The sequence below is a fragment of the Govania unica genome (genome assembly GCF_027920805.1).
In the GTDB taxonomy this organism is placed as follows: domain Bacteria; phylum Pseudomonadota; class Alphaproteobacteria; order Sphingomonadales; family Govanellaceae; genus Govanella; species Govanella unica.
Genome location: NZ_JANWOI010000004.1, coordinates 155781 through 176971, shown reverse-complemented (window position 1 = coordinate 176971; position 21191 = coordinate 155781). Strand labels below are relative to the sequence as shown.

The following is a 21191-nucleotide window of genomic DNA, read 5'->3' as shown; positions in this document are numbered from 1 at the left end:
GCGCGGCTCCGTCTTCATAATCTCATGGGCACACCGGCCCGCTGCATGTAAGTCTTGGCTTCGGCAATGGTGTAATCACCGAAATGAAAGATGGAGGCTGCAAGCACCGCGGTCGCATGGCCGTCTTTCACGCCCGCGACCAGATGATCAAGCGTGCCAACCCCGCCCGAGGCAATGACCGGAATTCTGACCGCATCGGCCACGGCCCGCGTCAGCTCGATATTATAGCCTGCGCGGGTGCCGTCACGGTCCATGGAGGTCAACAGAATCTCGCCCGCACCAAGCGCCGCCACCTGCTGCGCATAACTCACCGCATCAAGGCCGGTCGGATTGCGCCCGCCATGGGTATAAACCTCGAACCCGCCGCCCGGCCGGGACTTTGCGTCAATGGCCACGACAATGCATTGCGAGCCGAATTTTTCCGCCAGTTCGCCCACAAGCTCTGGCCGCTTCACCGCTGCCGTCATCACCGATACCTTATCGGCCCCAGCCAGCAGCAATTTGCGCACATCGTCTTCAGTCCGTACGCCGCCCCCGACGGTCAGCGGCATGAAGCAGGCTTCCGCCGTGCGCTGCACCACATCGAACAGAATAGCCCGTTCGTCGGATGACGCGGTAATATCCAGGAAGCACAGCTCGTCCGCGCCAGCCGCATCATAAAGCCGCGCCTGTTCCACCGGATCCCCGGCATCGCGCAGGGCGACGAAATTGACGCCCTTCACAACACGGCCGTCTTTCACGTCAAGACAGGGGATAATGCGCGCCTTCAGCATCAACGCGCCTCTTTCAGGAAGGCGATGGCGGCCCGGAGATCAAGCCGTCCATCATAAATGGCGCGCCCGGAAATGGCCCCTTCGACCACACCGCGTCGTCCACGCTTGGCCTCCACAAGGGCGCGCAGATCGTCAAGCGACGCGACGCCACCCGACGCGATGACCGGAATGGTCAATTGTTCGGCAAGCGACACCGTCGCCTCCACATTGACGCCGGTCAGGGTGCCGTCGCGATCGATATCGGTATAGATGATACTGGCAACACCCGCGTCTTCGAACTTGCGAGCAAGATCAAGGACCCGGAGTTCGCTCGTCTCAGCCCAGCCCTCGACCGCCACATGACCGCCCTTGGCGTCGATGCCGACGGCCACCTGGCCTGGAAACAGCCGCGCCGCCTCGCGCACGACTTCAGGCGCCCGCAGCGCAATGGTGCCAAGAATGACCCGGCGCACACCGCGTTCTAGCCAATAAGCAATGGTCTCGATGGAGCGGATGCCGCCACCGAGCTGCACCGGCACGGACTTCGCGGACTTCAGGATCGCATCGACTGCCGCGCCATTGACCGGATGCCCGGCAAAAGCGCCGTTCAAATCGACGATATGGAGAAACTCGGCCCCCTCAGCCACGAAGGCGGCCGCCTGCGCGCCCGGATTGTCGCTGAACACGGTCGCCTGCTCCATATCGCCTTTGTAAAGGCGCACGCACTGACCGTCCTTGAGATCGATGGCAGGAAAAAGAATCATTGATCGAGATACTTCACATAAAAATGACCGGGCAAATAGGTGCCATCAATCAGCGCATAGCGTTCCTTGGTGGCCCAACGGGTAAAGCCGCTGCCCTCGGCGAGAGACATAGCTGCCTCGCGGTCCGCACGCACGTTGACTTCAAGCGACTTGAAGCCGTCCTGCCGCGCCCGCGCCTCGGCATCAGCCAGAAGCGACCGCGCAAGACCATGACCCCGCGCCCAGGGAGCAACGAAAAACGTGCCGACTTCGACCGAAAAAGCCCCGGTCTCATTATTCGACGGTGGGCGGATCAACTGCGCGGTGCCGACCAGCTCTCCACTCAGGCGCGCAACGAACAGCGTCCGTTCCGGAATAAGCAGCACGCCGCGCCAATAAGCCTGCAGGGCCGACATGGACGGTGGCTTGATCCAGCTGAAGCCCTCGCCATCCACAATCGCTTCGATCGTGGCATTGCAGAGATCCTCAAGATCGCTGCCCTGGAACGTTTTCAGTTCCTGGGTCTCGGTCACTGCCGCAGGGTATTGTTTTGTCCGGGTTTTGTTCATCAGCTTACTCGTGACGCTCAAGGCCGCCATTGCAGAAAATTGCCGATCAGACGCAAGCCGACGGCCTGACTTTTTTCGGGATGGAACTGGGTACCAACAATATTGTCGCGGCCCACCGCGGCGACCACCGGGCCACCATAATCGACCCGCGCCAGCACCTGCGCCGGCGCCACATCGCGCATGGCATAGCTGTGCACGAAATAAGCATGATCGCCCGGCTGAAACCCGGCGAACAGCGGATGCGCCTCCGCCGTCAGCTCCAGATCGTTCCAGCCCATATGGGGAATTTTAAGCGCCGGATCAAGCGGGGCGATTTCCGCCACCTCACCATCGATCCAGCCGAGCCCGTCATGGCTGCCATGTTCATAGCCACGCCGGGCCATCAACTGCATACCAACACAAATGCCCAGAAACGGACGACCCTTGTCGATCACAGCCGTGGTCAGCGCCTCGATCATCCCGTCGATGGCGCCAAGCCCGCGACGGCAGTCGGCAAACGCGCCAACTCCCGGCAACACGATGCGGTCAGCGGCGGCCACCACGGCGGGGTCACGGGTGACGCGGATCGCGATCTGTGCGCCGGTCTCGCGGGCGGCGCGCTCAAACGCCTTTTCCGCCGAGCGCAAATTGCCCGAACCGTAATCAATAATCGCAACCGTCATACCGCCCTCGTGGTCCCAAAGAAGCGCAACTCCGCCTCATCCTCATCGTCCGCCGCAAGCGCGCTCCGCATCTCAAAACCCCGACGGCGCAAAGTCCAGCGCCAGAGATCCCGGGCTTCGGCCCCGACCAAAAGGGCAAACATAACCTGCAGCAGGCTATCTTGCAGCGACGACAGGTTGAGCGCCTGGCTCAGGACCGTAAGCCCAAACAAGCCCAGACATATCAGCCCGGCAACCAGCCACAAACGATGGTAAAGCGCCCAGAACGGCAGGAACACAAAGGCCCAGACTGAAAAACCCTCGGGCACGAAGACCGCGTTCAGGCCGCTGTCACCGGGTTTCATTTGAACAGTATAGATCTTCATGATCGCCACTCCGGTCGCCCTGTCGCGGCCTCTGGTCAGTCTACTGAACGTCGCTCCGGCTGCCGATCACGCCCTTCGTGGACGGCAGGGCATCGGCCTTGCGCGGGTCGATCTCGATCGCCTGCCGCAAAGCCCGTGCCAGTCCTTTATAGCAGGACTCGATGATATGATGATTATTGCTTCCATAAAGATTTTCAACATGGAGCGTAATGCCCGCGCCCTGCGCAAAAGCGCGGAACCATTCAAGGAACAATTCCGTGTCCATGCTGCCGAGCTTGTCGCGGGTGAAATCGACCTTCCACACGATAAAGGGCCGCCCCGACACATCAAGCGCCACCCGGGTGCAGGTCTCATCCATCGGGATCATGGCCGAGCCGTAGCGCGTGATGCCCTTCAGGTCGCCCAGCGCCTGAGCCACCGCTTCACCGATCACGATGCCCGCATCCTCGGTGGTGTGGTGATAATCAATATGGAGATCGCCCTTGGCCCGCAGACTGATGTCAATCAAACTGTGACGCGACAGCTGTTCAAGCATATGATCGAGAAAGCCGATCCCGGTCGAGACGTCATAGATCCCGCTCCCGTCCAGATTGACGGTAGCCGAAATCTCGGTTTCCTTGGTCTTACGCGCAACAGTCGCTTGCCGCATATCCACTCTCCAGTACAGAGGATCGCCGGGTATCCTGATTTGCCAGTGGTATAACAGCCCGGGCCGGAAAGCGCCAGTTCGAAGGCGGCACCCCCCTTGATCCTGCGCCGGCAATCGCCACATTTAAGGCCAAGCCGATTCTTTCAGAGGAGCAACCCCTTGTCAGACAAGAACTCTCTAGATTGGACCCAGGCCTGGCACGGCACCACGATCCTCTGCGTCCGCAAGGGCGACAAAGTTGTAATCGGCGGTGATGGCCAGGTCAGTCTGGGCCAGACCGTCCTTAAGGCCACCGCCCGCAAAGTGCGCCCCCTGGCCGATGGCAAGGTGATTGCCGGCTTCGCGGGATCGACCGCCGATGCCTTCACCCTGTTCGAACTTTTGGAAGCCAAACTCGATAAAAACGGCGGCCAGCTGTTGCGCGCCGCCGTGGATCTGGCCAAGGACTGGCGCAGCGATCGTTATCTGCGGCGTCTTGAGGCCATGATGGCGGTTGCCGACAAAACATCGAGCCTGCTGATTTCCGGCCTTGGCGACGTGCTTGAACCCGATGACGGCGTCATTGCCATCGGATCGGGCGGCAATTACGCGCTGGCGGCAGCCCGCGCCCTCTATGACCAGCCGTTGAGCGCCGAGGACATTGTGCGCCGCTCCATGAAAATCGCCGCGGACATTTGCGTCTACACCAATCACTCCCTGACCATTGAATCCCTCGACACGGTCTGAGCCCCCTCTATTCGGTCTAATCATTGGACAATCAGATGAGCAACTTTTCCCCGCGTGAGATCGTCTCCGAGCTTGACCGTTACATCATCGGTCAGAAAGCCGCCAAGCGCGCGGTGGCCATCGCACTCCGCAACCGCTGGCGGCGACAGCAGCTCGCCCCCGATCTTCGCGATGAAGTACAGCCGAAAAACATCCTGATGATCGGCCCCACAGGCGTCGGCAAAACGGAAATCTCGCGCCGCCTCGCCAAGCTGGCCGAAGCGCCCTTCGTTAAGGTCGAGGCGACCAAATTCACCGAAGTCGGCTATGTCGGCCGCGACGTCGAACAGATCGTGCGCGATCTCGTGGAGCTCGCTATCGCCATGGTGCGCCATCGCAAGCGCGTGGAAGTCAATGCCCGCGCCGAATTACAGGCGGAAGAACGGCTGCTTGATGCCCTTGTCGGGGACAAAGCAAGCCCCGACACCCGCCAGAAATTCCGCAAGATGCTGCGCGAGGGTCAGCTTGACGATAAGGAAATCGAACTGACGGTGGCCGAATCGCCCGGCAACGCGTCGTTTGAAATCCCCGGCATGCCGGGGGCCAGCATGGTCAATTTATCGGATATGCTCGGCAAGGCGCTCGGCCCGCGACAGACGCAAAAACGCATGAGCGTCTCAGAAGCCGCCAAGATCCTCACCATCGAGGAGGGCGACAAGCTCGTTGACGAGGAACGGCTGGTGCGCGAGGCGGTCCATGCCGCCGAACAAAGCGGCATCGTCTTCATCGACGAGATCGACAAGATCGCCAGCAACCAAAACCGCAGCGGCGCCGACGTCAGCCGCGAAGGAGTGCAGCGCGACCTGCTGCCGCTCATCGAAGGCACCACCGTCTCGACCAAATATGGTCCGGTCAAAACCGATCATATCCTGTTCATCGCCAGCGGCGCTTTCAGCCTCGCCAAACCCTCGGATCTGTTGCCCGAACTTCAGGGCCGCCTTCCGATCCGGGTCGAGCTTGACGCGCTCACCGAAGATGATTTCCGCCGCATCCTGTCCGAGCCCGACAACAGTCTGATCAAGCAATATGTAGCGCTTTTGAAGACCGAGGAGGTCACGCTCAGCTTCACCGATGACGGCATCGACGCCATCGCCACCATTTCGGCCGAAATCAACAATGCGATCGAAAATATCGGTGCCCGACGGCTCCATACCGTATTGGAACGGGTGCTGGATGAAATCAGCTTCAGCGCCGCCGACAATTCGGGCAGCGCGCTTGTGATCGATCGCGCCTATGTCGAAAAACATGTGGGCAATCTCGCCCGCAACACCGATCTGTCGCGCTTTATCCTTTAAGTCCATCCTCCTGACACCATGAAGGACCCCGTGGTCACGGGGTCCTTTTTACTGAACATTGCCGCTTTCTAAACCAGGGACACGTGCCGATGACCAATATTCCGAACCAGGCGCAAAGAATGAAGATCATCGGCATCCTCGGTGGCAGCAGCGATCAGGCCACCGCCGACTATTACCGCTTGCTCAACAAGGGCATGAATGCCCGGCTCGGCGGCTGGAACACCGCGGAAATCATCATCAGCTCGATGAACTTCGCCATGAGCGAGCATTTCGTCCGCAATGATCTGTGGGACGACTGCGGCGCCTATCTTGCCGACAAGGCCCAGGGGCTTGAGCGCGCCGGGGCCGATTTCATCCTCTGCGTCTCGAACACGCTCCATCGCGTGGCCGACCGGTTCATGACCGGGATCGACATTCCCTTCCTCCATATCGCCGACCCCACCGCCCGTGCCATTCAGGCCGCCGGACTCAAGCGGGTGGCGCTGCTCGGCACCCGGCCGGTGATGGCGACCGACGACATGAAGCGTCGCTACCGGGACCAATTCGGCATTGATATCCTTGTGCCCGACGAGGCCGACCAGATCGCCACCGACCGCATCATCTTTGACGAATTATGCCGGGGCCTCTTTACGCCCGCATCAAAAGCGGCTTATCTCGACCTGATAGACCGTCTCGTCATGCAAGGTGCCGAGGGGGTCATTCTCGGCTGCACCGAAATTCCTCTGTTGATCGAACAGGCGGACCGGCCGCAGGTGCCGATGTTCAACACGCTCGCCCTTCATGTGGAGGCGGCGCTTGATCTCGCGCTCAGGGACGTCGCCATCAAGCAAGGATAATGGCCCATGCCTCAGACCCCCGCTTACATTTCCGTCGAAACCCTGCGTGATCTTGACGGGCTCGATTTCCTGCGCGGCATCATGGCCGGGCAGTATCCCGTCCCTCCCATCGCCACCTTGCTCGGTTTCGAACTGTCTGAGGTCGAAGACGGCCGCGTCGTCTTCAGCGGCATTCCCACTCTCGCCCATTACAACCCGCTCGGCAGCGTCCATGGCGGCTATTTCGCTACGCTTCTGGATTCCTGCATGGCCTGCGCCGTACAGTCAAAGCTCAAGGCTGGATATGGCTACACCACCCTTGAATTCAAAATCAATCTGGTGCGCGCCATGACCGAAAAAACCGGCCGCATCTACGCCGAAGGCCGCAGCCTCCACACCGGCCGCCAGGTCGCCACATCCGAAGGCATCCTCCGCGACGAAGCCGGGCGCATCTACGCCCACGGCACCACCACCTGCCTGGTATTTTCGGTCTGATTGTGCGGCTTCGTACTTCGAGACGCTTCGCTCCTCAGCACGAACGGATACAACCTACTCCGTTCGTGCTGAGGAGGGCGTAAGCCCGTCTCGAAGTACGAAGCCGCACAATCACCCCTCCACCGGATCATCCACAAACTGCGTGAGATCGCTCGCTTCGATCTCCACCACCCAAAGATCCGAATCGAATCGGACCTGACGTTCCACATAGGCATGGGCTTCGAGGTCGTCGAGCGCGTCCTTGCCGCTGGCGCGGCGCCAGCCCCAACGGCCATCAGCCAGCAACCCGCGGGCATAGATGACGGTGCGGGAACCCGGACCGCCGTTCATTTTGATGATCACCGCCCCCGCGGAGTCTTCCCCCCGGCGCATGAGGAGGGCCGGAACATTCTGCGACCAGGCCCGGCGCATCAGCGCCTTGACCCAGATTTCCGCTTTCAACCGCGCCTCGCTCATGATGAACAGCCCCTTTTCGATCACATGTCCCGCGTCAAACCCGCCTCTTTCAAGACTTTTTAACCAGCCGGGTGGCAAAGTTTCATGAGAATCGCACATCCACCGCTGCCGGGTAAGGTACCGAGCGTGCCTGGGGACAACACATGATCAATCTTTTCGCCCTCACGAGTGCCATCTTCATGGCTGCCGCCATGATCGGACTGGTCCTCATGTAAGACCTGATCTGGAAAAACACGAAACCCGGTACGTTGCCGTACCGGGTTTCTGTATTCTGGTGGAGCCAGGCGGAATCGAACCGCCGACCTCTTGAATGCCATTCAAGCGCTCTCCCAACTGAGCTATGGCCCCAGAACATCCTGCCCCAAAACAACCGGGATCAGGTTATGTCGCAAAACTTGCCGTCTGCTTATCAGCAGGCGTGGCGGGAACTTATGCAGGTTGCCGGAGAAGATCAAGAGGCGATTGCATCGCCCTGTCACTTTTTTGGCTAAAAGCCGGAAACCCGCCAAATTCCACCGAAAATCAGATTTCTTCCTTGCTCGGACGTTTGTCGATCACGTCAGCGACATCCTCTTCATCCTCAAGCTCATCCGCGAGAATGGTATCGTCATCACCTTCGGCTTCGAATTCGTCTTCGAATTCTTCCTCGCCCACTTCGGCGGCTTCAGAAGCCTCAGGCACGACCTTGCGCAACTTCGCGGGGTCTTCCTGAAGCGGCGCCTTGCTTTTCAGCAGCGCCTCAGGCTCGAACTCATATCCGCAGGCCACACAAGTGAGCGGAAAGGCCTTTTTGAGGTCATAGAAGCGCTCAGCACACTTCGGGCACTGACGTTTAGTGCCCCACTCCGGCATAGCCATGGGAAATCTCCCTAAAAATCCAACTACGGATCAAGTCCAAAACGGATTTTCGTTTGCCATGTTCGGTAAGCGCTGTCAAAGGCAAATCCGTCGGGCCCTCCTGCCGCCGCTCCGAAAAAGAGTACCCAATATGGATTTGGGGACCGGAGCGGATATGCTAAAGAGCAAGTCCAAGTGATACATAAAGTAGTTTGAGCCCGATGTCCCACCAATCCGCAGCTGTCCCGCTGACCTCCTCACAAGGCACGCCTCTCACCGGCGAAGCCACCGCCCCCGGCGACAAATCAATTTCTCATCGGGCCCTGATTCTCGGCGGTCTTGCGATCGGCGACACCGTCATCCACGGATTGCTTGAGGGCGAGGACGTGCTCAACAGCGCGAAAGCCATGGAAGCCTTTGGCGCAAGCGTCAGCCGCGACCAACAGGGCGTCTGGCGGGTGTCCGGCGTCGGTGTGAGCGGGCTCCGGGAGCCGAACGATGTGCTCGACATGGGCAATTCCGGCACCGGTGCGCGGCTTTTGATGGGGCTCGCCGCCGGCTGTCCCTTCACCACCTTCTTCACCGGCGACGCGTCGCTGCGCGGTCGCCCCATGGCCCGGGTGACCGGGCCGCTCGGCCAGATGGGCGCGCGCTTTGTCAGCCGGACGGCGGGCCGCCTGCCGCTCGCGCTTGAGGGTGCCGCCGATCCTCTGCCGATCAGTTATACCCTGCCGGTGCCATCAGCTCAGGTGAAGTCCGCCATTCTCCTCGCCGGGCTCAACTGCCCCGGTGTGACCACGGTGATCGAACCCGAAGCCACCCGCGACCATAGCGAGCGCATGTTGCGTGCCTTTGGCGCCGACATCACCACCGAGGCCGAGGGCAACAGACGAATCATCCGCCTCCACGGCCAGCCCACCCTGCGCGGGCAGGAAATCACCGTGCCTGCCGATCCCTCGTCGGCCGCCTTTCTGGTGGTGGCGGCGCTGATTGTGCCCGGGTCTGAGCTGACGCTGCGGAATGTCGGGCTCAACCCGCTGCGCACCGGGCTGTTTGAGACCCTTCTGGAAATGGGCGGCGATATCCGCATTGAAAACCAGCGCGAGACCGGCGGCGAACCCGTGGGCGACCTTGTGGTGCGGGCGAGCCAGTTGCATGGCGTCACCGTCCCGGCCGAACGCGCGCCGTCGATGATCGACGAATATCCCATCCTCGCCATTGCCGCCGCCGCTGCCACCGGCGCCACCCATATGACCGGCCTCGCCGAGCTTCGGGTCAAGGAAAGCGACCGCCTCGCCGTCATGGCCAGCGGATTGAGCGCCTGCGGAGTCGCGGTGGAGGAACAGCCGGACGGCATGACCGTCACCGGCGGACCTGTTAAGGGCGGAGCCAGCATCGCCACCCATCTCGACCATCGCATCGCCATGTCGTTCCTCATCCTCGGGCTGATCGCCGCGGAACCGGTGACGGTCGATGACGGCGCGCCGATCAACACAAGCTTTCCGGGCTTCACCGCCCTCATGAACCGTCTTGGAGCCCGCATCCAATGACCGTCATCGCCATCGATGGCCCGGCCGCCGCCGGCAAGGGCACTCTGGCCCGGAGGCTCGCCCGCCATCTGGGTTTTGCCTTTCTCGATACCGGGGCGCTCTACCGCGCCGTCGGGCTCACGCTGCTGCGCGCCGGGGCTGACCTTGATAACGCAGCCGAGGCCGCACGAATGGCCGCCGACCTCGATCTCCGCCTCCTTGATGACGACGCCATCCGTTCGGAAGACGCGGGCTCAGCCGCCTCCCGCGTGGCCGCCATGCCGGGGGTGCGCACGGCCCTTCTCGACCTTCAGCGCCGCTTTGCCGCGACACCACCGGATGGGCTCGCGGGAGCTGTGCTCGATGGCCGCGATATCGGCACCGTGGTCTGCCCCCATGCCGACCTCAAGATCTATGTCACCGCGAGCGATGAAACCCGCGCCCGCCGCCGTCTGGCCGAGCTTCTGGCCAAGGGTCAGAACACCGACTTCGACACCGTGCTCGCCGACCTCCGCGCCCGCGATCAGCGCGACGCCTCCCGCCCCACCGCCCCGCTGGTTCAGGCTGCGGACGCGCACTTGCTCGATACCACAAATTCCGATATAGAGACGGTGTTCCAAGCTGCGCTCACCTTGGTCGAACGCACACTTGGACACCGCCCGCAGTAAAAGTCTGGGCCAGGGACCCTTGTTCAGGGACGCCTTGGCTTGATTTTTTTTGTGGGTGTTTTGCTCACTGACCTGCCCCTGAAACAGGGTCGGGAAGACCGCCGGAGACAACCGGCAGGCCTGGATATGAAACGAAATAAGGAAATTTAATGACCAATTCTGCTAATCCATCACGTGACGATTTTGCCGCCCTGCTTGACGAGAGCCTTGGGCAGAGCACGCGCTTCGAAGGCCGCGTCGTCACTGGCCGCGTTATTGCCATCGAAAGCGATTTTGCTATTGTCGACATCGGCCTCAAGGCTGAAGGCCGCGTGCCGCTGAAGGAATTCGGCCACGGCTCCGTCGAAGTGAAAATCGGTGACGGCGTCGAAGTGTTCATCGACCGCATCGAAAACGCCATGGGCGAAGCCATCCTCTCGCGCGATAAGGCTCGCCGCGAAGAGTCCTGGGAAAAGCTCGAAAAGGCTTATGAAGCCAACGAGCGCGTTGAAGGCGTTATCTTCGGCCGCGTCAAAGGCGGCTTCACGGTTGACCTTTCGGGCGCCGTGGCCTTCCTTCCCGGCAGCCAGGTTGATATCCGCCCCTTGCGTGACATCACTCCGCTGATGAACATCCCGCAGCCCTTCCAGATCCTGAAAATGGACCGTCGCCGTGGCAACATCGTTGTCTCGCGTCGCGTCATTCTCGAAGAAACCCGCGCCGAACAGCGTGCGGACCTGATTTCTTCGCTGAAAGAAGGCCAGGTTGTGGACGGCGTGGTCAAGAACATCACCGATTACGGTGCGTTCGTGGACCTCGGCGGCATCGACGGCCTCCTCCATGTCACCGACATCTCGTGGAAGCGTATCGGTCATCCGTCCGAAGCTCTCACCATCGGTCAGACCGTCAAGGTGCAGATCATCCGTCTCAACCCGGATACCCAGCGCATCAGCCTTGGCATGAAGCAGCTTGAAGCCGATCCGTGGGAAGGCGTCGCCGCCAAGTACCCGGTTGGTGCAAAGCTTTCGGGTCGTGTCACGAACATCACCGACTACGGTGCATTCGTCGAACTCGAATCCGGCATCGAAGGTCTGGTCCACGTCTCCGAAATGAGCTGGACCAAGAAGAACGTGCATCCCGGCAAGATCGTTTCGACCAGCCAGGAAGTCGAAGTGGCCGTGCTCGAAGTCGATCCGGAAAAGCGCCGCATCTCGCTTGGTCTCAAGCAGTGCCTTGCCAATCCGTGGGAAAGCTTCGCTGACAGCCATCCGGTCGGCACCCAGGTCGAAGGCGAGATCAAGAACATCACCGAATTCGGTCTGTTCATCGGTCTCGACAGCGACGTGGACGGCATGGTTCACATGTCGGATCTCGACTGGAACCGCACCGGCGAAGAAGCCATCCAGGACTACAAAAAGGGCGTGGTCGTAAAGGCCGTCGTTCTCGATGTGGACACCAAAAAAGAACGCATCTCACTTGGCATCAAGCAACTTGAAAAAGATCCGTTCACCAATGCTTCGGCCAAGAAGAAGGGCGACATCGTGACCTGCACGGTGGCTGCTGTTCAGGAAAATGGCATCGAAGTGACCATCGGTGGCGACAACGACATGCGTGCGTTCATCCGCCGCAGCGATCTTGCCCGCGACCGTGGCGATCAGCGCCCCGAGCGTTTCGCCGTTGGCGACAAGGTCGATGCTTTGATCACCGGTACGGATCGTGCGACCCGCAAGATCACGCTGTCGATCAAGCAGCTTGAAATCACTGAAGAAAAAGCTGCCGTTGCTGAATTCGGTTCGTCCGACAGCGGCGCAAGCCTCGGTGACATTCTCGGTGCCGCCATGCGCGCCAAGGAAGACAAAAAGAAGTAAGTCAGGCTTCGGCCTCACTCACGATCTTTAAATTGCAAAGTCCCGTCCCTGGGTCACCGGGGACGGGACTTTCTTTTTGGGCCATGATCCCGTTTGCCAACAACCGGCAAAATCACCTATCAATACCATTATGCTGTATTTGCTGGTCAAAGCCGTTCTGTCCGCTGTCCTCATCGTGGCAATCTCAGAGGTTGCCAAGCGCAGCCCGGGCTTTGGCGCGTTGATCGCGTCGCTGCCGCTGGTCTCCGTCCTTGGCATGATCTGGCTGTGGCATGACAAGCCGGATGCCGAGAACATGGCCGCCCACGCCCAGGCGACATTCTGGTATGTCCTGCCATCCCTGCCGATGTTTCTGGTCATCCCCACCCTGCTGCGGCAGGGCCTGTCGTTCTGGATCGCCTTAAGCGTGGGATGCGTCCTGACCATCGCGCTTTATACCACCATGATCTGGATCGGCCCGCGTCTCGGGCTGAGGCTTTAGCCGAGACGCGAGCCCCAAAGTGATGCGCCCTCTGTTGGCATTTACGCGTTTTAGGCTAAGATCAGGCTTTGAATGCGAATTTTCGCCGTTTTTCACTTCGAGGGTTTCCCATGAGCACCGATCTTGACGCTCTGATCGATCGCCGACGCTTGAAAAAGAAAGTCCGGTTCTGGCGCATCCTCGCCGTTCTGGCGCTTGCCGCCCTCGTGATCTTCTGGATGAATCGCACGGGCTTCAATGTCACGCCCTATGTGGCGCGGATCTCCATCGACGGCATCATCGCCGAAGACAGCAAGCTTGAGGAAACCCTGAAAAACGTCGCCGAGGATACGAACGCCAAGGCGCTCATCGTCCGCATCAACAGCCCGGGCGGCACCACCGCCGGGAGCGAGGCGCTGTTCCACGCCATCCGCCGCGTCGCCGACAAAAAACCGGTGGTCGCCACCATGGGCACGCTCGCCGCATCGGGCGGTTATGTGACGGCCATCGCCGCCGACCGCATCTATGCCCGCGAGACCACCCTGACCGGCTCGATCGGCGTCATTTTCGAATATGCCCAGTTCGGCAAGCTGTTTGAAAAAATCGGCGTCGACATGGAAAGCATCAAAAGCGCGCCTTTGAAAGGCGAGCCGTCCATGACCAAACCCCTGACCCCCGAAGGCCGTCAGGCCATCGAGTCGCTGATCAATGACAGCTATGACTGGTTCGTCGGCCTCGTCGCCACGCGCCGGCAGATGACCCCGGAAGAGGCCAAATCCCTGGCTGATGGACGTGTCTTCACCGGCCGTCAGGCGGTCAAGAACAAGCTTGTGGACGCCATCGGCGGTGAGCTTGAAGCCCGCGCCTGGCTTGCAAGCGACAAGAAAATTTCGGCCGATTTGCCGGCCGTGGATGTGGACAGCTCGGCCCAGGATCGCCTGTTGCAGGAGTTCATCAGCCAGAGCATAGGAAAAGTTCTGTCATCTGAACGCCTTACCCTTGACGGTTTGAGCTCAGTTTGGCACCCTAGAGGCTGACTTCTTTTCGACGTCAAGACTGCGCCGACCGTCCACGGGCAGAACAGTTATTGGAGCCTTGGTCCTATGATCAAATCGGAACTTATCACCCGGCTGGCCGAAAAGAATCCGCATCTCTATCAGCGCGACGTGGAAAAGATCGTCAGCGCCATTTTCGACGAAGTCACGAACGCCCTCTCCCGCGGCGACCGCGTTGAATTGCGCGGTTTCGGGGCGTTTTCGGTCAAGCACCGGCAAGCCCGCTCGGGCCGCAATCCGCGCACTGGCGAGACTGTCAGCGTCGATGAAAAATACGTACCCTTCTTCAAGACGGGCAAGGAATTGCGCGAACGTCTGAACAAATCCTGACCTGTCACTAAGGCTACGGCGGCACTCTCGACCCCCAAGAATCGGTCGACACCGGATGCATGCCAACCAGCCCTCAAGACCCAACCCTGCGGCTCACCAAAGATGTCGCAGGGCAAAAAAACAAAAAAGATGCACTAGGGAAGACACCCAGGGATGACGGGCGCGGGCAAGCGGCTTATAACTGCCGCTAGTTGCGTATTTTTTGACTCTTGAGTGGTGACCTCTTGCTGATCATACGTTTGATATTCTGGCTTATCGCCCTCGCCGTGATTGCACTTGCCGTGCTGGTCGGGGTTGCCAACCGCTTGCCGGTGGAACTGAGCTTGGCCCCGGTGCCATTCAGCCTGACCGTGCCCCTCTATCTCGTGATTTTCGCCAGCGTCTTTTTCGGGCTTATACTCGGCTGGTCCGTCACCCATGCGTCCGCCTTCCTCAAGCGCCGCCGTGCGGCCGAGGCCGATCGCAATTTTGACGCCACGCTCAGACGCTAGCAGAAGCAGAGCCCGAGCAGCCCGATCCGGAGAGTATCCACATGGCGACCATCGCCCCTCACGCGCGCGTCTTTTGCGCCGCCGACACCGATAGCCTGTCGAGCGCCCTCGACCTCGCCCGCGAAATCAAGGGAGCCGTTGGCGGCATCAAGCTTGGCCTCGAATTTTTTGGCGCTTGCGGCCCGGCAGGCGTCACCGCCGTGCGGGCCGAGGGGCTACCGGTTTTTCTCGACCTCAAGCTTTATGACATTCCGAACACCGTGGCCCATGCGGTGCGTGCGCTCACGCCGCTTGGCGTCGATTTCATGACATTGCATGCCTCGGGCGGACCGGCGATGCTGCAGGCAGCCGTGGCCGCCGCAACCGCTGCCGCGACAGAATTCAACGTGGCGCGCCCACAACTTCTGGCCGTCACCGTGCTCACCAGCATGGATAAAAGCGACCTTGAGGCCATTGGCGTCGCCGCCGATCCGGCCGAACAGGTGCTCCGCCTCGCGCGCATGGCCAAGGCGGCCGGTGTCGATGGTGTGGTCTGTTCCGCCCATGAGATCAAGGCGTTGCGGGCAGAACTCGGGCCCGATTTCATTCTGATGGTACCGGGGATCCGCCCCATGGGCGCCGACCACGGCGACCAGAAACGCGTCATGACCCCAGCCGAGGCGGTAGCCGCCGGAGCAGACCATCTGGTCATCGGCCGCCCCATCACCCAGGCCGCCGACCGCAAGGCCGCCGCCCGCGCCATCGCTACTGAGCTTGGATCATGAGCGTCAGCGCCAAAATCTGCGGGCTCACCACCCCCGAAGCCGTGGCCGAGGCGGTCAGGCATGGGGCCGATTATCTTGGCTTCGTGTTCTATCCCCGCTCGCCCCGCGCGCTCAGCTATGAGGCGGCAGCTCAGCTCGCCGCCGTCGTGCCCGCGGGGGTGAAGACCGTGGCCCTGTTCGTCGACCCAAGCGACGCCGATATCGCAGCCGCCCTTCAGGCCCATGCCTTTGATCTGTTGCAGCTTCATGGCAATGAGACACCCGAACGGATCGCCGCCCTCCGGGCCCGCTTTGGCCGCCCGGTGATCAAGGCGATTCCCGTATCCGGGCTCGAAGATATTGAAAAAGCACGGCAATATATCGATGTCGCAGATATGTTGCTGTTCGACGCGAAAGCGCCTAAATCTATGGCCGACGCTTTGCCGGGAGGCAATGGTTTGAGCTTCGATTGGGAGCTTCTGGCCAGCCACTGGACAAGCGACAAGCCGTGGATGTTATCGGGCGGGCTCGACGCCGACTGCCTAGAGGACGCGGTGACCACCAGCGGCGCGACCAGGGTCGACGTCTCGTCAGGGGTGGAAGAGCGCCCCGGCATCAAGTCATTGGCGAAGATCCGGGCCTTCCTCGCGGTCGCCGCCCGGCTTTGACACAGGTTTTAATTCTAAGGATAGAGACTGCGTAATGGCGTCTTCGCCGAACCCTGCATCAAACTCGCTCCGCACCGGACCGGACGACCATGGCCATTTCGGCATTCATGGCGGCCGCTATGCGCCGGAAACCCTGATGCCGCTTCTGCTGGAAGTCGGCGAGGCTTACGAGGCGGCGCGCAACGACCCAAGCTTCTGGGCCGAATATGACAGCCTGATGTCGAGCTATGTGGGCCGTCCGAACCCGCTCTATTTCGCGGAACGGCTGACCGAGCATCTCGGCGGCGCCAAAATCTATCTGAAGCGCGAAGAGCTTAATCACACCGGCTCCCACAAGATCAACAATTGCATCGGCCAGATCCTGCTCGCCCGCCGCATGGGCAAACCGCGCATCATCGCCGAAACCGGGGCCGGACAGCATGGTGTGGCCACCGCCACCGTCTGCGCCCGCTTCAACCTGCCCTGCACCATCTATATGGGCGCGAAGGATATCGAACGGCAGCAGCCGAACGTATTCCGCATGCATCTTCTTGGGGCTGATGTGCGGGCAGTCGAGAACGGCTCGCGCAGCTTGAAGGACGCCATGAACGAGGCCATGCGCGACTGGGTCGCCAATGTTCATGACACCTTCTACCTCATCGGCACGGTGGCCGGACCGCATCCCTATCCACGCATGGTGCGCGACTTCCAGTCCATCATCGGCCGCGAAGCCCGCGAACAGGTATTGGCCGCCGAAGGCCGCCTGCCCGACAGCCTGGTGGCCTGCGTCGGCGGCGGATCGAACGCCATGGGCCTGTTCCATCCCTTCCTCGATGACCCGGACGTCGCTATCTATGGCGTTGAAGCCGCCGGGCACGGACTGGATACCCATCATCACGCGGCGGCCATCAGCGGCGGCCGTCCCGGCGTGCTCCATGGCAACCGCACCTATATTCTGCAAACCGACGACGGTCAGGTGATCGAAGCCGACTGCATCTCGGCCGGGCTCGATTACCCCGGCATCGGTCCCGAGCACAGCTGGCTCCATGACATCGGCCGCGTCCAATATGTCTCGGCCACCGATGACGAGGCGTTGAACGCCTTTCAAGTCTGCTCCAAACTCGAAGGCATCATTCCGGCGCTTGAGTCGGCCCATGCCATCGCCTATGCGCTGCGCGTCGCCCCGACCTTGCCGAAAGATCACATTATGGTGATCAATCTGTCCGGACGCGGCGATAAGGATATCTTCACCGTGGCAAGCGCGCTTGGAGTGAAGCTATGACCCCCAAAGATATCCGGAGTGACGGCCGTATTGAACGCCGCTTCGCCGCCCTCCGTCAGCAGGGCCGGGCCGGGCTTGTGACCTTTGTCACCGCCGGCGACCCCGATGCGGAGACCGCTTTCGAGATCCTGAGCCGCCTACCCGCCTCTGGCGCCGACCTGATCGAAATCGGCATGCCGTTTTCCGATCCCATGGCCGATGGCCCGGTGATCGAAGCCGCCGGACATCGGGCGCTTAGGGCCGGAATCACGGTGCGCAAGATTCTCGCCACGGTCACGCGCTTTCGCGCCGCCGATAGCGATACCCCGATCATTCTCATGGGCTATTACAACCCGATCTATGCCTATGGCGTCGATGACTTTCTGAAAGATGCGCTCGCCGCCGGGGTCGATGGCCTGATCATCGTCGACCTGCCGCCCGAGGAAGATGCCGAGCTTTGCCTGCCCGCCCTTGCAGCCGGGCTGCGTTTCATTCGCCTGGCCACCCCGACCACCGGGGACAAGCGTTTGCCGCAAGTTTTGGCCAACAGCTCCGGCTTCCTGTATTATGTCTCCATTGCCGGTATCACCGGCACTCAAAGCGCCGGAACTGACGCCGTGACGTCAGCCGTTCTGCGATTACGGCAGCATAGCGACCTGCCGATCGCCGTCGGGTTCGGCATCAAGACCCCCGAATCAGCGGCCGCTATCGCCCGCGTTGCAGATGGCGTGGTGGTTGGTTCGGCTATTGTCGGACTGGTCGCCCAGAATCTCGACGCCGAAGAGCGGGCCTTGCCCGGTCTGGTCGATAAGGTCACAGCCTTCGTCAGCGAATTGGCGACGGCCGTGCGTGCCACAAAGTCCGAGCCCCGGCCCGGACGCGCAAGCCATAACGCGGCGTCAGTATAAAGGACCCGAAGCACATGAATTGGTTGACGAATTTCGTCCGTCCTAAAATTCGCGATGTTCTCAAGAAACGCGATACACCGGAAAACCTTTGGCACAAATGCCGCAACTGCGGGCAGATGATTTTCCATAAGGATTTCAAGGAAGCGCTCAGCGTTTGCGGAACCTGCGGCCATCATGAGCGCATCAATTCGACCGACCGCTTCGGCCAGCTGTTCGACGGCGGGGTCTTCACCCGCGTCAAGGTGCCGAAAGCCATCGAGGACCCCCTGAAATTCAAAGACCAGAAGAAATATGCCGACCGTCTGAAAGCGGCGCGCAGCGACACCGGGGCCGACGATGCCATGGATGTGGCCTGCGGCAAGCTTGGTGGCCATACCACCGTCATTGCAGTGCAGAACTTCTTCTTCATGGCCGGGTCCATGGGGGTTGGCGTGGGCGAGGCCCTGGTCACCGCCGCCCGCAAAGCGGTCAAATCGAAAGCCCCACTCATCGTCTTCACCGCTGCGGGCGGCGCACGCATGCAGGAAGGTATCCTGTCGCTCATGCAGATGCCCCGTTCGACCGTCGCGGTTGAAATGGTGCGCGCGGCCGGGCTGCCTTATATCGTCGTCCTCACCGATCCGACCACCGGCGGCGTCACCGCGTCCTATGCCATGCTCGGTGACATCCAGATCGCCGAACCGGGTGCGCTTATCGGCTTTGCCGGGCCGCGGGTGATTGAAAACACCATCCGCGAAAAGCTGCCCGAAGGCTTCCAGCGCGCCGAATATCTGCTTGATCACGGCATGGTCGATATGGTGCTCGAACGTAAGGACCTGCGTCTGACCCTGATCCGCATCATCGACATCATCGGTCGCAAAGTTTCGAACGCGCCCCGGCTGACCGCCGCCCGTTCGTCCTGAGCATGAGCGCAGTGGACCCTATTCTGGAGCGCCTGATGGCGCTCCATCCGAAAAAGATCGACCTCTCGCTTGACCGGCTGGAACGGTTGCTGACCGCGCTCGGCAACCCCGAACGCAAGCTGCCGCCACTGTTCCATGTGGCCGGGACCAATGGCAAGGGTTCGACCGTCGCCTATCTCCGTGCCATGCTGGAGGCGGCTGGATACAAGGTTCATGTCTATACCTCGCCCCATCTCGTGCGCTTTGCCGAACGCATCCGGCTTGCCGGCACGCTGATCAGCGACGACGCCTTGAATGCCCTTCTTGAAGAGTGCGAGGCCGCCAATACCGGCGACCCCATCACCTTTTTCGAGATCACCACGGCGGCGGCCTTCCTCGCTTTTTCGCGAACCCCCGCTGATGTGTTGTTGCTTGAGGTCGGGCTTGGCGGACGGCTGGACGCCACCAATGTGATCCAGGCCCCCCTCGTGAGCGTCATCACCCCGGTATCCATCGACCATGTGGAGTTTCTCGGCTCCAATCTGGTCGAGATCGCCGCCGAAAAGGCCGGGATCGCGAAGTCTGAACGCCCGGTCGTGATCGCGCCGCAGGACGCCGACGGCCTGACTGCCATCCTTGAGGTCGCCGCTGAAGTGGACGCCATCCCGCTTGTGGCCGGGTTTGACTGGCATCTCGACGGGCAGGACTATCGCGACTGGCGCGGCAGCCTGAACCTGCCCGTACCCGCCCTGCCCGGCGCTCATCAGATCCAGAACGCCGCCCTGGCGGTCGCCGCCTTGCGCGCCCAGAGCCTGTTCACCGTGCCGGACGAAGCCATCGCCAAGGGTCTTCAATCCGCTGTCTGGCCCGCCCGCATGCAGGACATCTCCGTCGCCGCCGACCGCGCGCCGGGCACCGTCTGGCTCGACGGCGGACATAATCCCGCCGGAGCCGCAACCATCGCCGCCCTGCTCGCCGCCGACCCGAAACCGACGGCGGTCATCCTCGGCATGCTCGCAAACAAGGACGCCGCCGGATATCTCACAGCACTGCAACCCCATATCGACCGCCTGATCGCGGTGCCGGTTGTGGGTGAAGCAGCCTATGAACCGGACGCCCTGGCCGAGATCGCAACCGGCATCGGCCTCACGGCCACAACCGCCCCGTCCTGGAACGCTGCCCTCAGCGACGTTACCACCGACCGCATCCTCATATGCGGCTCCCTCTACCTCGCCGGCCAAGTCCTCGCAGAGCTAGACCTCAACCCCGCCTAAAACCCCGTCATTGCGAGCGACCAACGGGAGCGCGGCAAGCCAGAATGCTCACGTCCAGCACAGGCTGGATCGCCACGTCGCTCACGCGCCTCGCGATGACGACGAGGGAGGGAGTGATACTATCCCCATCACCTAAAAGCATCGTCATTGCGAGCGACCAACGGGAGCGCGGCAATCCAGAAAGCTCACGCCCGGCACAGGCTGAATCGCCGCGTCGCTCACGCGCCTTGCGATGACGGCATGAAAAAAGGGCGCCTCATAGGGCGCCCTTTTCGCGAATATCCGTAACTCGCTTAAGCGAGCGATTTTTTCAGCCACTCGGCCAGGGCCGATTTGGGCAGCGCGCCAACTTTGGTCGCGTGCGGGCGGCCGTCCTTGAACAGGATCATGGTCGGGATGCTGCGCACACCGTACTGAGCCGGCGAGGTCGGGTTTTCGTCGATATTCACCTTGGCGATGACGACTTCCGGCATTTCGTCGGAAAGTGCTTCAAGCGACGGGCCGATCTGTTTGCAGGGGCCGCACCATTCGGCCCAGAAATCCACGAGAACCGGCTTGCCGGACTTCAAAACATCACTGTCGAAGCTCGCATCCGTCACAGGCTTGGTCGCCATTTTTAGTCCTTTCTGAAAACACAGGTCAGCTTTTGCTTTGATGCAAATCTAGGTACCCGGCGGGCCGACGTCAAGGAAGC

The 21191-nt window shown here is 61.1% G+C and carries 26 protein-coding genes and 1 tRNA gene; 17 read left to right on the top strand and 10 right to left on the bottom strand.

Annotated elements, in window-relative coordinates:
* Positions 1–14: 14 nt before the first annotated feature.
* The 6 genes from hisF to hisB are packed head-to-tail and all read right to left on the bottom strand — an operon-like array spanning position 15 to position 3740.
* Positions 15–776 (bottom strand): imidazole glycerol phosphate synthase subunit HisF, encoded by a 762-nt coding sequence (gene hisF / locus NYP16_RS11585; RefSeq protein WP_346742522.1) that lies wholly within the window; start codon positions 774–776, stop codon positions 15–17.
* A complete protein-coding gene (gene hisA / locus NYP16_RS11580; protein ID WP_274944307.1) occupies positions 773–1516 on the bottom strand; it encodes a 1-(5-phosphoribosyl)-5-[(5-phosphoribosylamino)methylideneamino]imidazole-4-carboxamide isomerase in 744 nt (247 codons plus the stop codon). Before hisA ends, hisF begins: the two co-directional genes overlap by 4 nt.
* Positions 1513–2064: a GNAT family N-acetyltransferase gene (locus NYP16_RS11575; protein WP_274944306.1), complete on the bottom strand. Its 552-nt coding sequence runs from the start codon at positions 2062–2064 to the stop codon at positions 1513–1515. Before NYP16_RS11575 ends, hisA begins: the two co-directional genes overlap by 4 nt.
* Positions 2065–2081: 17 nt before the next feature.
* Positions 2082–2726 (bottom strand): imidazole glycerol phosphate synthase subunit HisH, encoded by a 645-nt coding sequence (gene hisH / locus NYP16_RS11570; RefSeq protein WP_274944305.1) that lies wholly within the window; start codon positions 2724–2726, stop codon positions 2082–2084.
* Positions 2723–3091, bottom strand: coding sequence for a DUF2628 domain-containing protein (locus tag NYP16_RS11565; protein ID WP_274944304.1), 369 nt, complete (start codon positions 3089–3091; stop codon positions 2723–2725). Before NYP16_RS11565 ends, hisH begins: the two co-directional genes overlap by 4 nt.
* A gap of 40 nt (positions 3092–3131) precedes the next feature.
* The gene (gene hisB / locus NYP16_RS11560; RefSeq protein WP_274944303.1) at positions 3132–3740 is read right to left on the bottom strand and encodes an imidazoleglycerol-phosphate dehydratase HisB; all 609 of its coding nucleotides are present in this window, start codon (positions 3738–3740) and stop codon (positions 3132–3134) included.
* Positions 3741–3899: 159 nt separating this feature from the next.
* On the opposite strand from hisB, the gene hslV reads away from it, so the two are divergent.
* The 4 genes from hslV to NYP16_RS11540 all read left to right on the top strand — a co-directional run bounded on the left by hslV (position 3900) and on the right by NYP16_RS11540 (position 7110).
* Positions 3900–4466 (top strand): ATP-dependent protease subunit HslV, encoded by a 567-nt coding sequence (hslV, locus tag NYP16_RS11555; RefSeq protein WP_274944302.1) that lies wholly within the window; start codon positions 3900–3902, stop codon positions 4464–4466.
* Positions 4467–4501: 35 nt separating this feature from the next.
* Positions 4502–5800 (top strand): ATP-dependent protease ATPase subunit HslU, encoded by a 1299-nt coding sequence (gene hslU / locus NYP16_RS11550; RefSeq protein ID WP_274944301.1) that lies wholly within the window; start codon positions 4502–4504, stop codon positions 5798–5800.
* 89 nt (positions 5801–5889) lie between these two features.
* Positions 5890–6636 carry an aspartate/glutamate racemase family protein gene (locus tag NYP16_RS11545; RefSeq protein ID WP_274944300.1) on the top strand — a complete coding sequence of 249 codons (747 nt, stop codon included), beginning with the start codon at positions 5890–5892 and terminating at the stop codon, positions 6634–6636.
* 6 nt (positions 6637–6642) lie between these two features.
* Complete coding sequence (locus tag NYP16_RS11540) at positions 6643–7110, top strand: PaaI family thioesterase (RefSeq protein ID WP_274944299.1); 468 nt, start codon at positions 6643–6645, stop codon at positions 7108–7110.
* Positions 7111–7221: 111 nt separating this feature from the next.
* Here NYP16_RS11540 and NYP16_RS11535 read toward each other — a convergent pair whose 3' ends face one another.
* From NYP16_RS11535 to NYP16_RS11525, 3 genes are all read right to left on the bottom strand, one after another.
* Positions 7222–7566 carry a DUF1491 family protein gene (locus NYP16_RS11535; RefSeq protein ID WP_274944298.1) on the bottom strand — a complete coding sequence of 115 codons (345 nt, stop codon included), beginning with the start codon at positions 7564–7566 and terminating at the stop codon, positions 7222–7224.
* A 272-nt stretch (positions 7567–7838) separates the two neighbouring features.
* Positions 7839–7914, bottom strand: a tRNA-Ala gene (locus tag NYP16_RS11530).
* Between the two features lie 174 nt (positions 7915–8088).
* Complete coding sequence (locus NYP16_RS11525; protein WP_274944297.1) at positions 8089–8424, bottom strand: TIGR02300 family protein; 336 nt, start codon at positions 8422–8424, stop codon at positions 8089–8091.
* A 200-nt stretch (positions 8425–8624) separates the two neighbouring features.
* On the opposite strand from NYP16_RS11525, the gene aroA reads away from it, so the two are divergent.
* The 13 genes from aroA to NYP16_RS11460 all read left to right on the top strand — a co-directional run bounded on the left by aroA (position 8625) and on the right by NYP16_RS11460 (position 20497).
* The gene (gene aroA, locus NYP16_RS11520) at positions 8625–9953 is read left to right on the top strand and encodes a 3-phosphoshikimate 1-carboxyvinyltransferase (protein WP_274944296.1); all 1329 of its coding nucleotides are present in this window, start codon (positions 8625–8627) and stop codon (positions 9951–9953) included.
* Positions 9950–10600 carry a (d)CMP kinase gene (gene cmk, locus NYP16_RS11515; RefSeq protein WP_274944295.1) on the top strand — a complete coding sequence of 217 codons (651 nt, stop codon included), beginning with the start codon at positions 9950–9952 and terminating at the stop codon, positions 10598–10600. Before aroA ends, cmk begins: the two co-directional genes overlap by 4 nt.
* A gap of 149 nt (positions 10601–10749) precedes the next feature.
* Complete coding sequence (gene rpsA, locus NYP16_RS11510) at positions 10750–12447, top strand: 30S ribosomal protein S1 (RefSeq protein ID WP_274944294.1); 1698 nt, start codon at positions 10750–10752, stop codon at positions 12445–12447.
* 130 nt (positions 12448–12577) lie between these two features.
* Positions 12578–12928 carry a DUF3147 family protein gene (locus NYP16_RS11505; RefSeq protein WP_274944293.1) on the top strand — a complete coding sequence of 117 codons (351 nt, stop codon included), beginning with the start codon at positions 12578–12580 and terminating at the stop codon, positions 12926–12928.
* A 110-nt stretch (positions 12929–13038) separates the two neighbouring features.
* Complete coding sequence (gene sppA, locus NYP16_RS11500) at positions 13039–13944, top strand: signal peptide peptidase SppA (protein WP_274944292.1); 906 nt, start codon at positions 13039–13041, stop codon at positions 13942–13944.
* 66 nt (positions 13945–14010) lie between these two features.
* Entirely contained in the window at positions 14011–14292 is a 282-nt protein-coding gene (gene ihfB, locus NYP16_RS11495) for an integration host factor subunit beta (protein WP_274944291.1), read from the top strand.
* Between the two features lie 239 nt (positions 14293–14531).
* On the top strand, positions 14532–14783 hold the full coding sequence (locus NYP16_RS11490; protein WP_274944290.1) for a LapA family protein: 252 nt from the start codon (positions 14532–14534) through the stop codon (positions 14781–14783).
* A 41-nt stretch (positions 14784–14824) separates the two neighbouring features.
* The gene (gene pyrF / locus NYP16_RS11485) at positions 14825–15547 is read left to right on the top strand and encodes an orotidine-5'-phosphate decarboxylase (RefSeq protein WP_274944289.1); all 723 of its coding nucleotides are present in this window, start codon (positions 14825–14827) and stop codon (positions 15545–15547) included.
* A complete protein-coding gene (locus NYP16_RS11480) occupies positions 15544–16194 on the top strand; it encodes a phosphoribosylanthranilate isomerase (RefSeq protein ID WP_274944288.1) in 651 nt (216 codons plus the stop codon). Before pyrF ends, NYP16_RS11480 begins: the two co-directional genes overlap by 4 nt.
* Positions 16195–16228: 34 nt before the next feature.
* On the top strand, positions 16229–17455 hold the full coding sequence (gene trpB, locus NYP16_RS11475; RefSeq protein WP_274944287.1) for a tryptophan synthase subunit beta: 1227 nt from the start codon (positions 16229–16231) through the stop codon (positions 17453–17455).
* The gene (gene trpA / locus NYP16_RS11470; protein ID WP_274944286.1) at positions 17452–18342 is read left to right on the top strand and encodes a tryptophan synthase subunit alpha; all 891 of its coding nucleotides are present in this window, start codon (positions 17452–17454) and stop codon (positions 18340–18342) included. The genes trpB and trpA overlap by 4 nt, the downstream gene beginning before the upstream one ends.
* A 14-nt stretch (positions 18343–18356) precedes the next feature.
* On the top strand, positions 18357–19244 hold the full coding sequence (gene accD, locus NYP16_RS11465; RefSeq protein WP_274944285.1) for an acetyl-CoA carboxylase, carboxyltransferase subunit beta: 888 nt from the start codon (positions 18357–18359) through the stop codon (positions 19242–19244).
* The gene (locus NYP16_RS11460; protein WP_346742525.1) at positions 19241–20497 is read left to right on the top strand and encodes a bifunctional folylpolyglutamate synthase/dihydrofolate synthase; all 1257 of its coding nucleotides are present in this window, start codon (positions 19241–19243) and stop codon (positions 20495–20497) included. Before accD ends, NYP16_RS11460 begins: the two co-directional genes overlap by 4 nt.
* 293 nt (positions 20498–20790) lie before the next feature.
* Here NYP16_RS11460 and trxA read toward each other — a convergent pair whose 3' ends face one another.
* A complete protein-coding gene (gene trxA / locus NYP16_RS11455) occupies positions 20791–21111 on the bottom strand; it encodes a thioredoxin (protein WP_274944283.1) in 321 nt (106 codons plus the stop codon).
* Between the last annotated feature and the right edge of the window lie 80 nt (positions 21112–21191).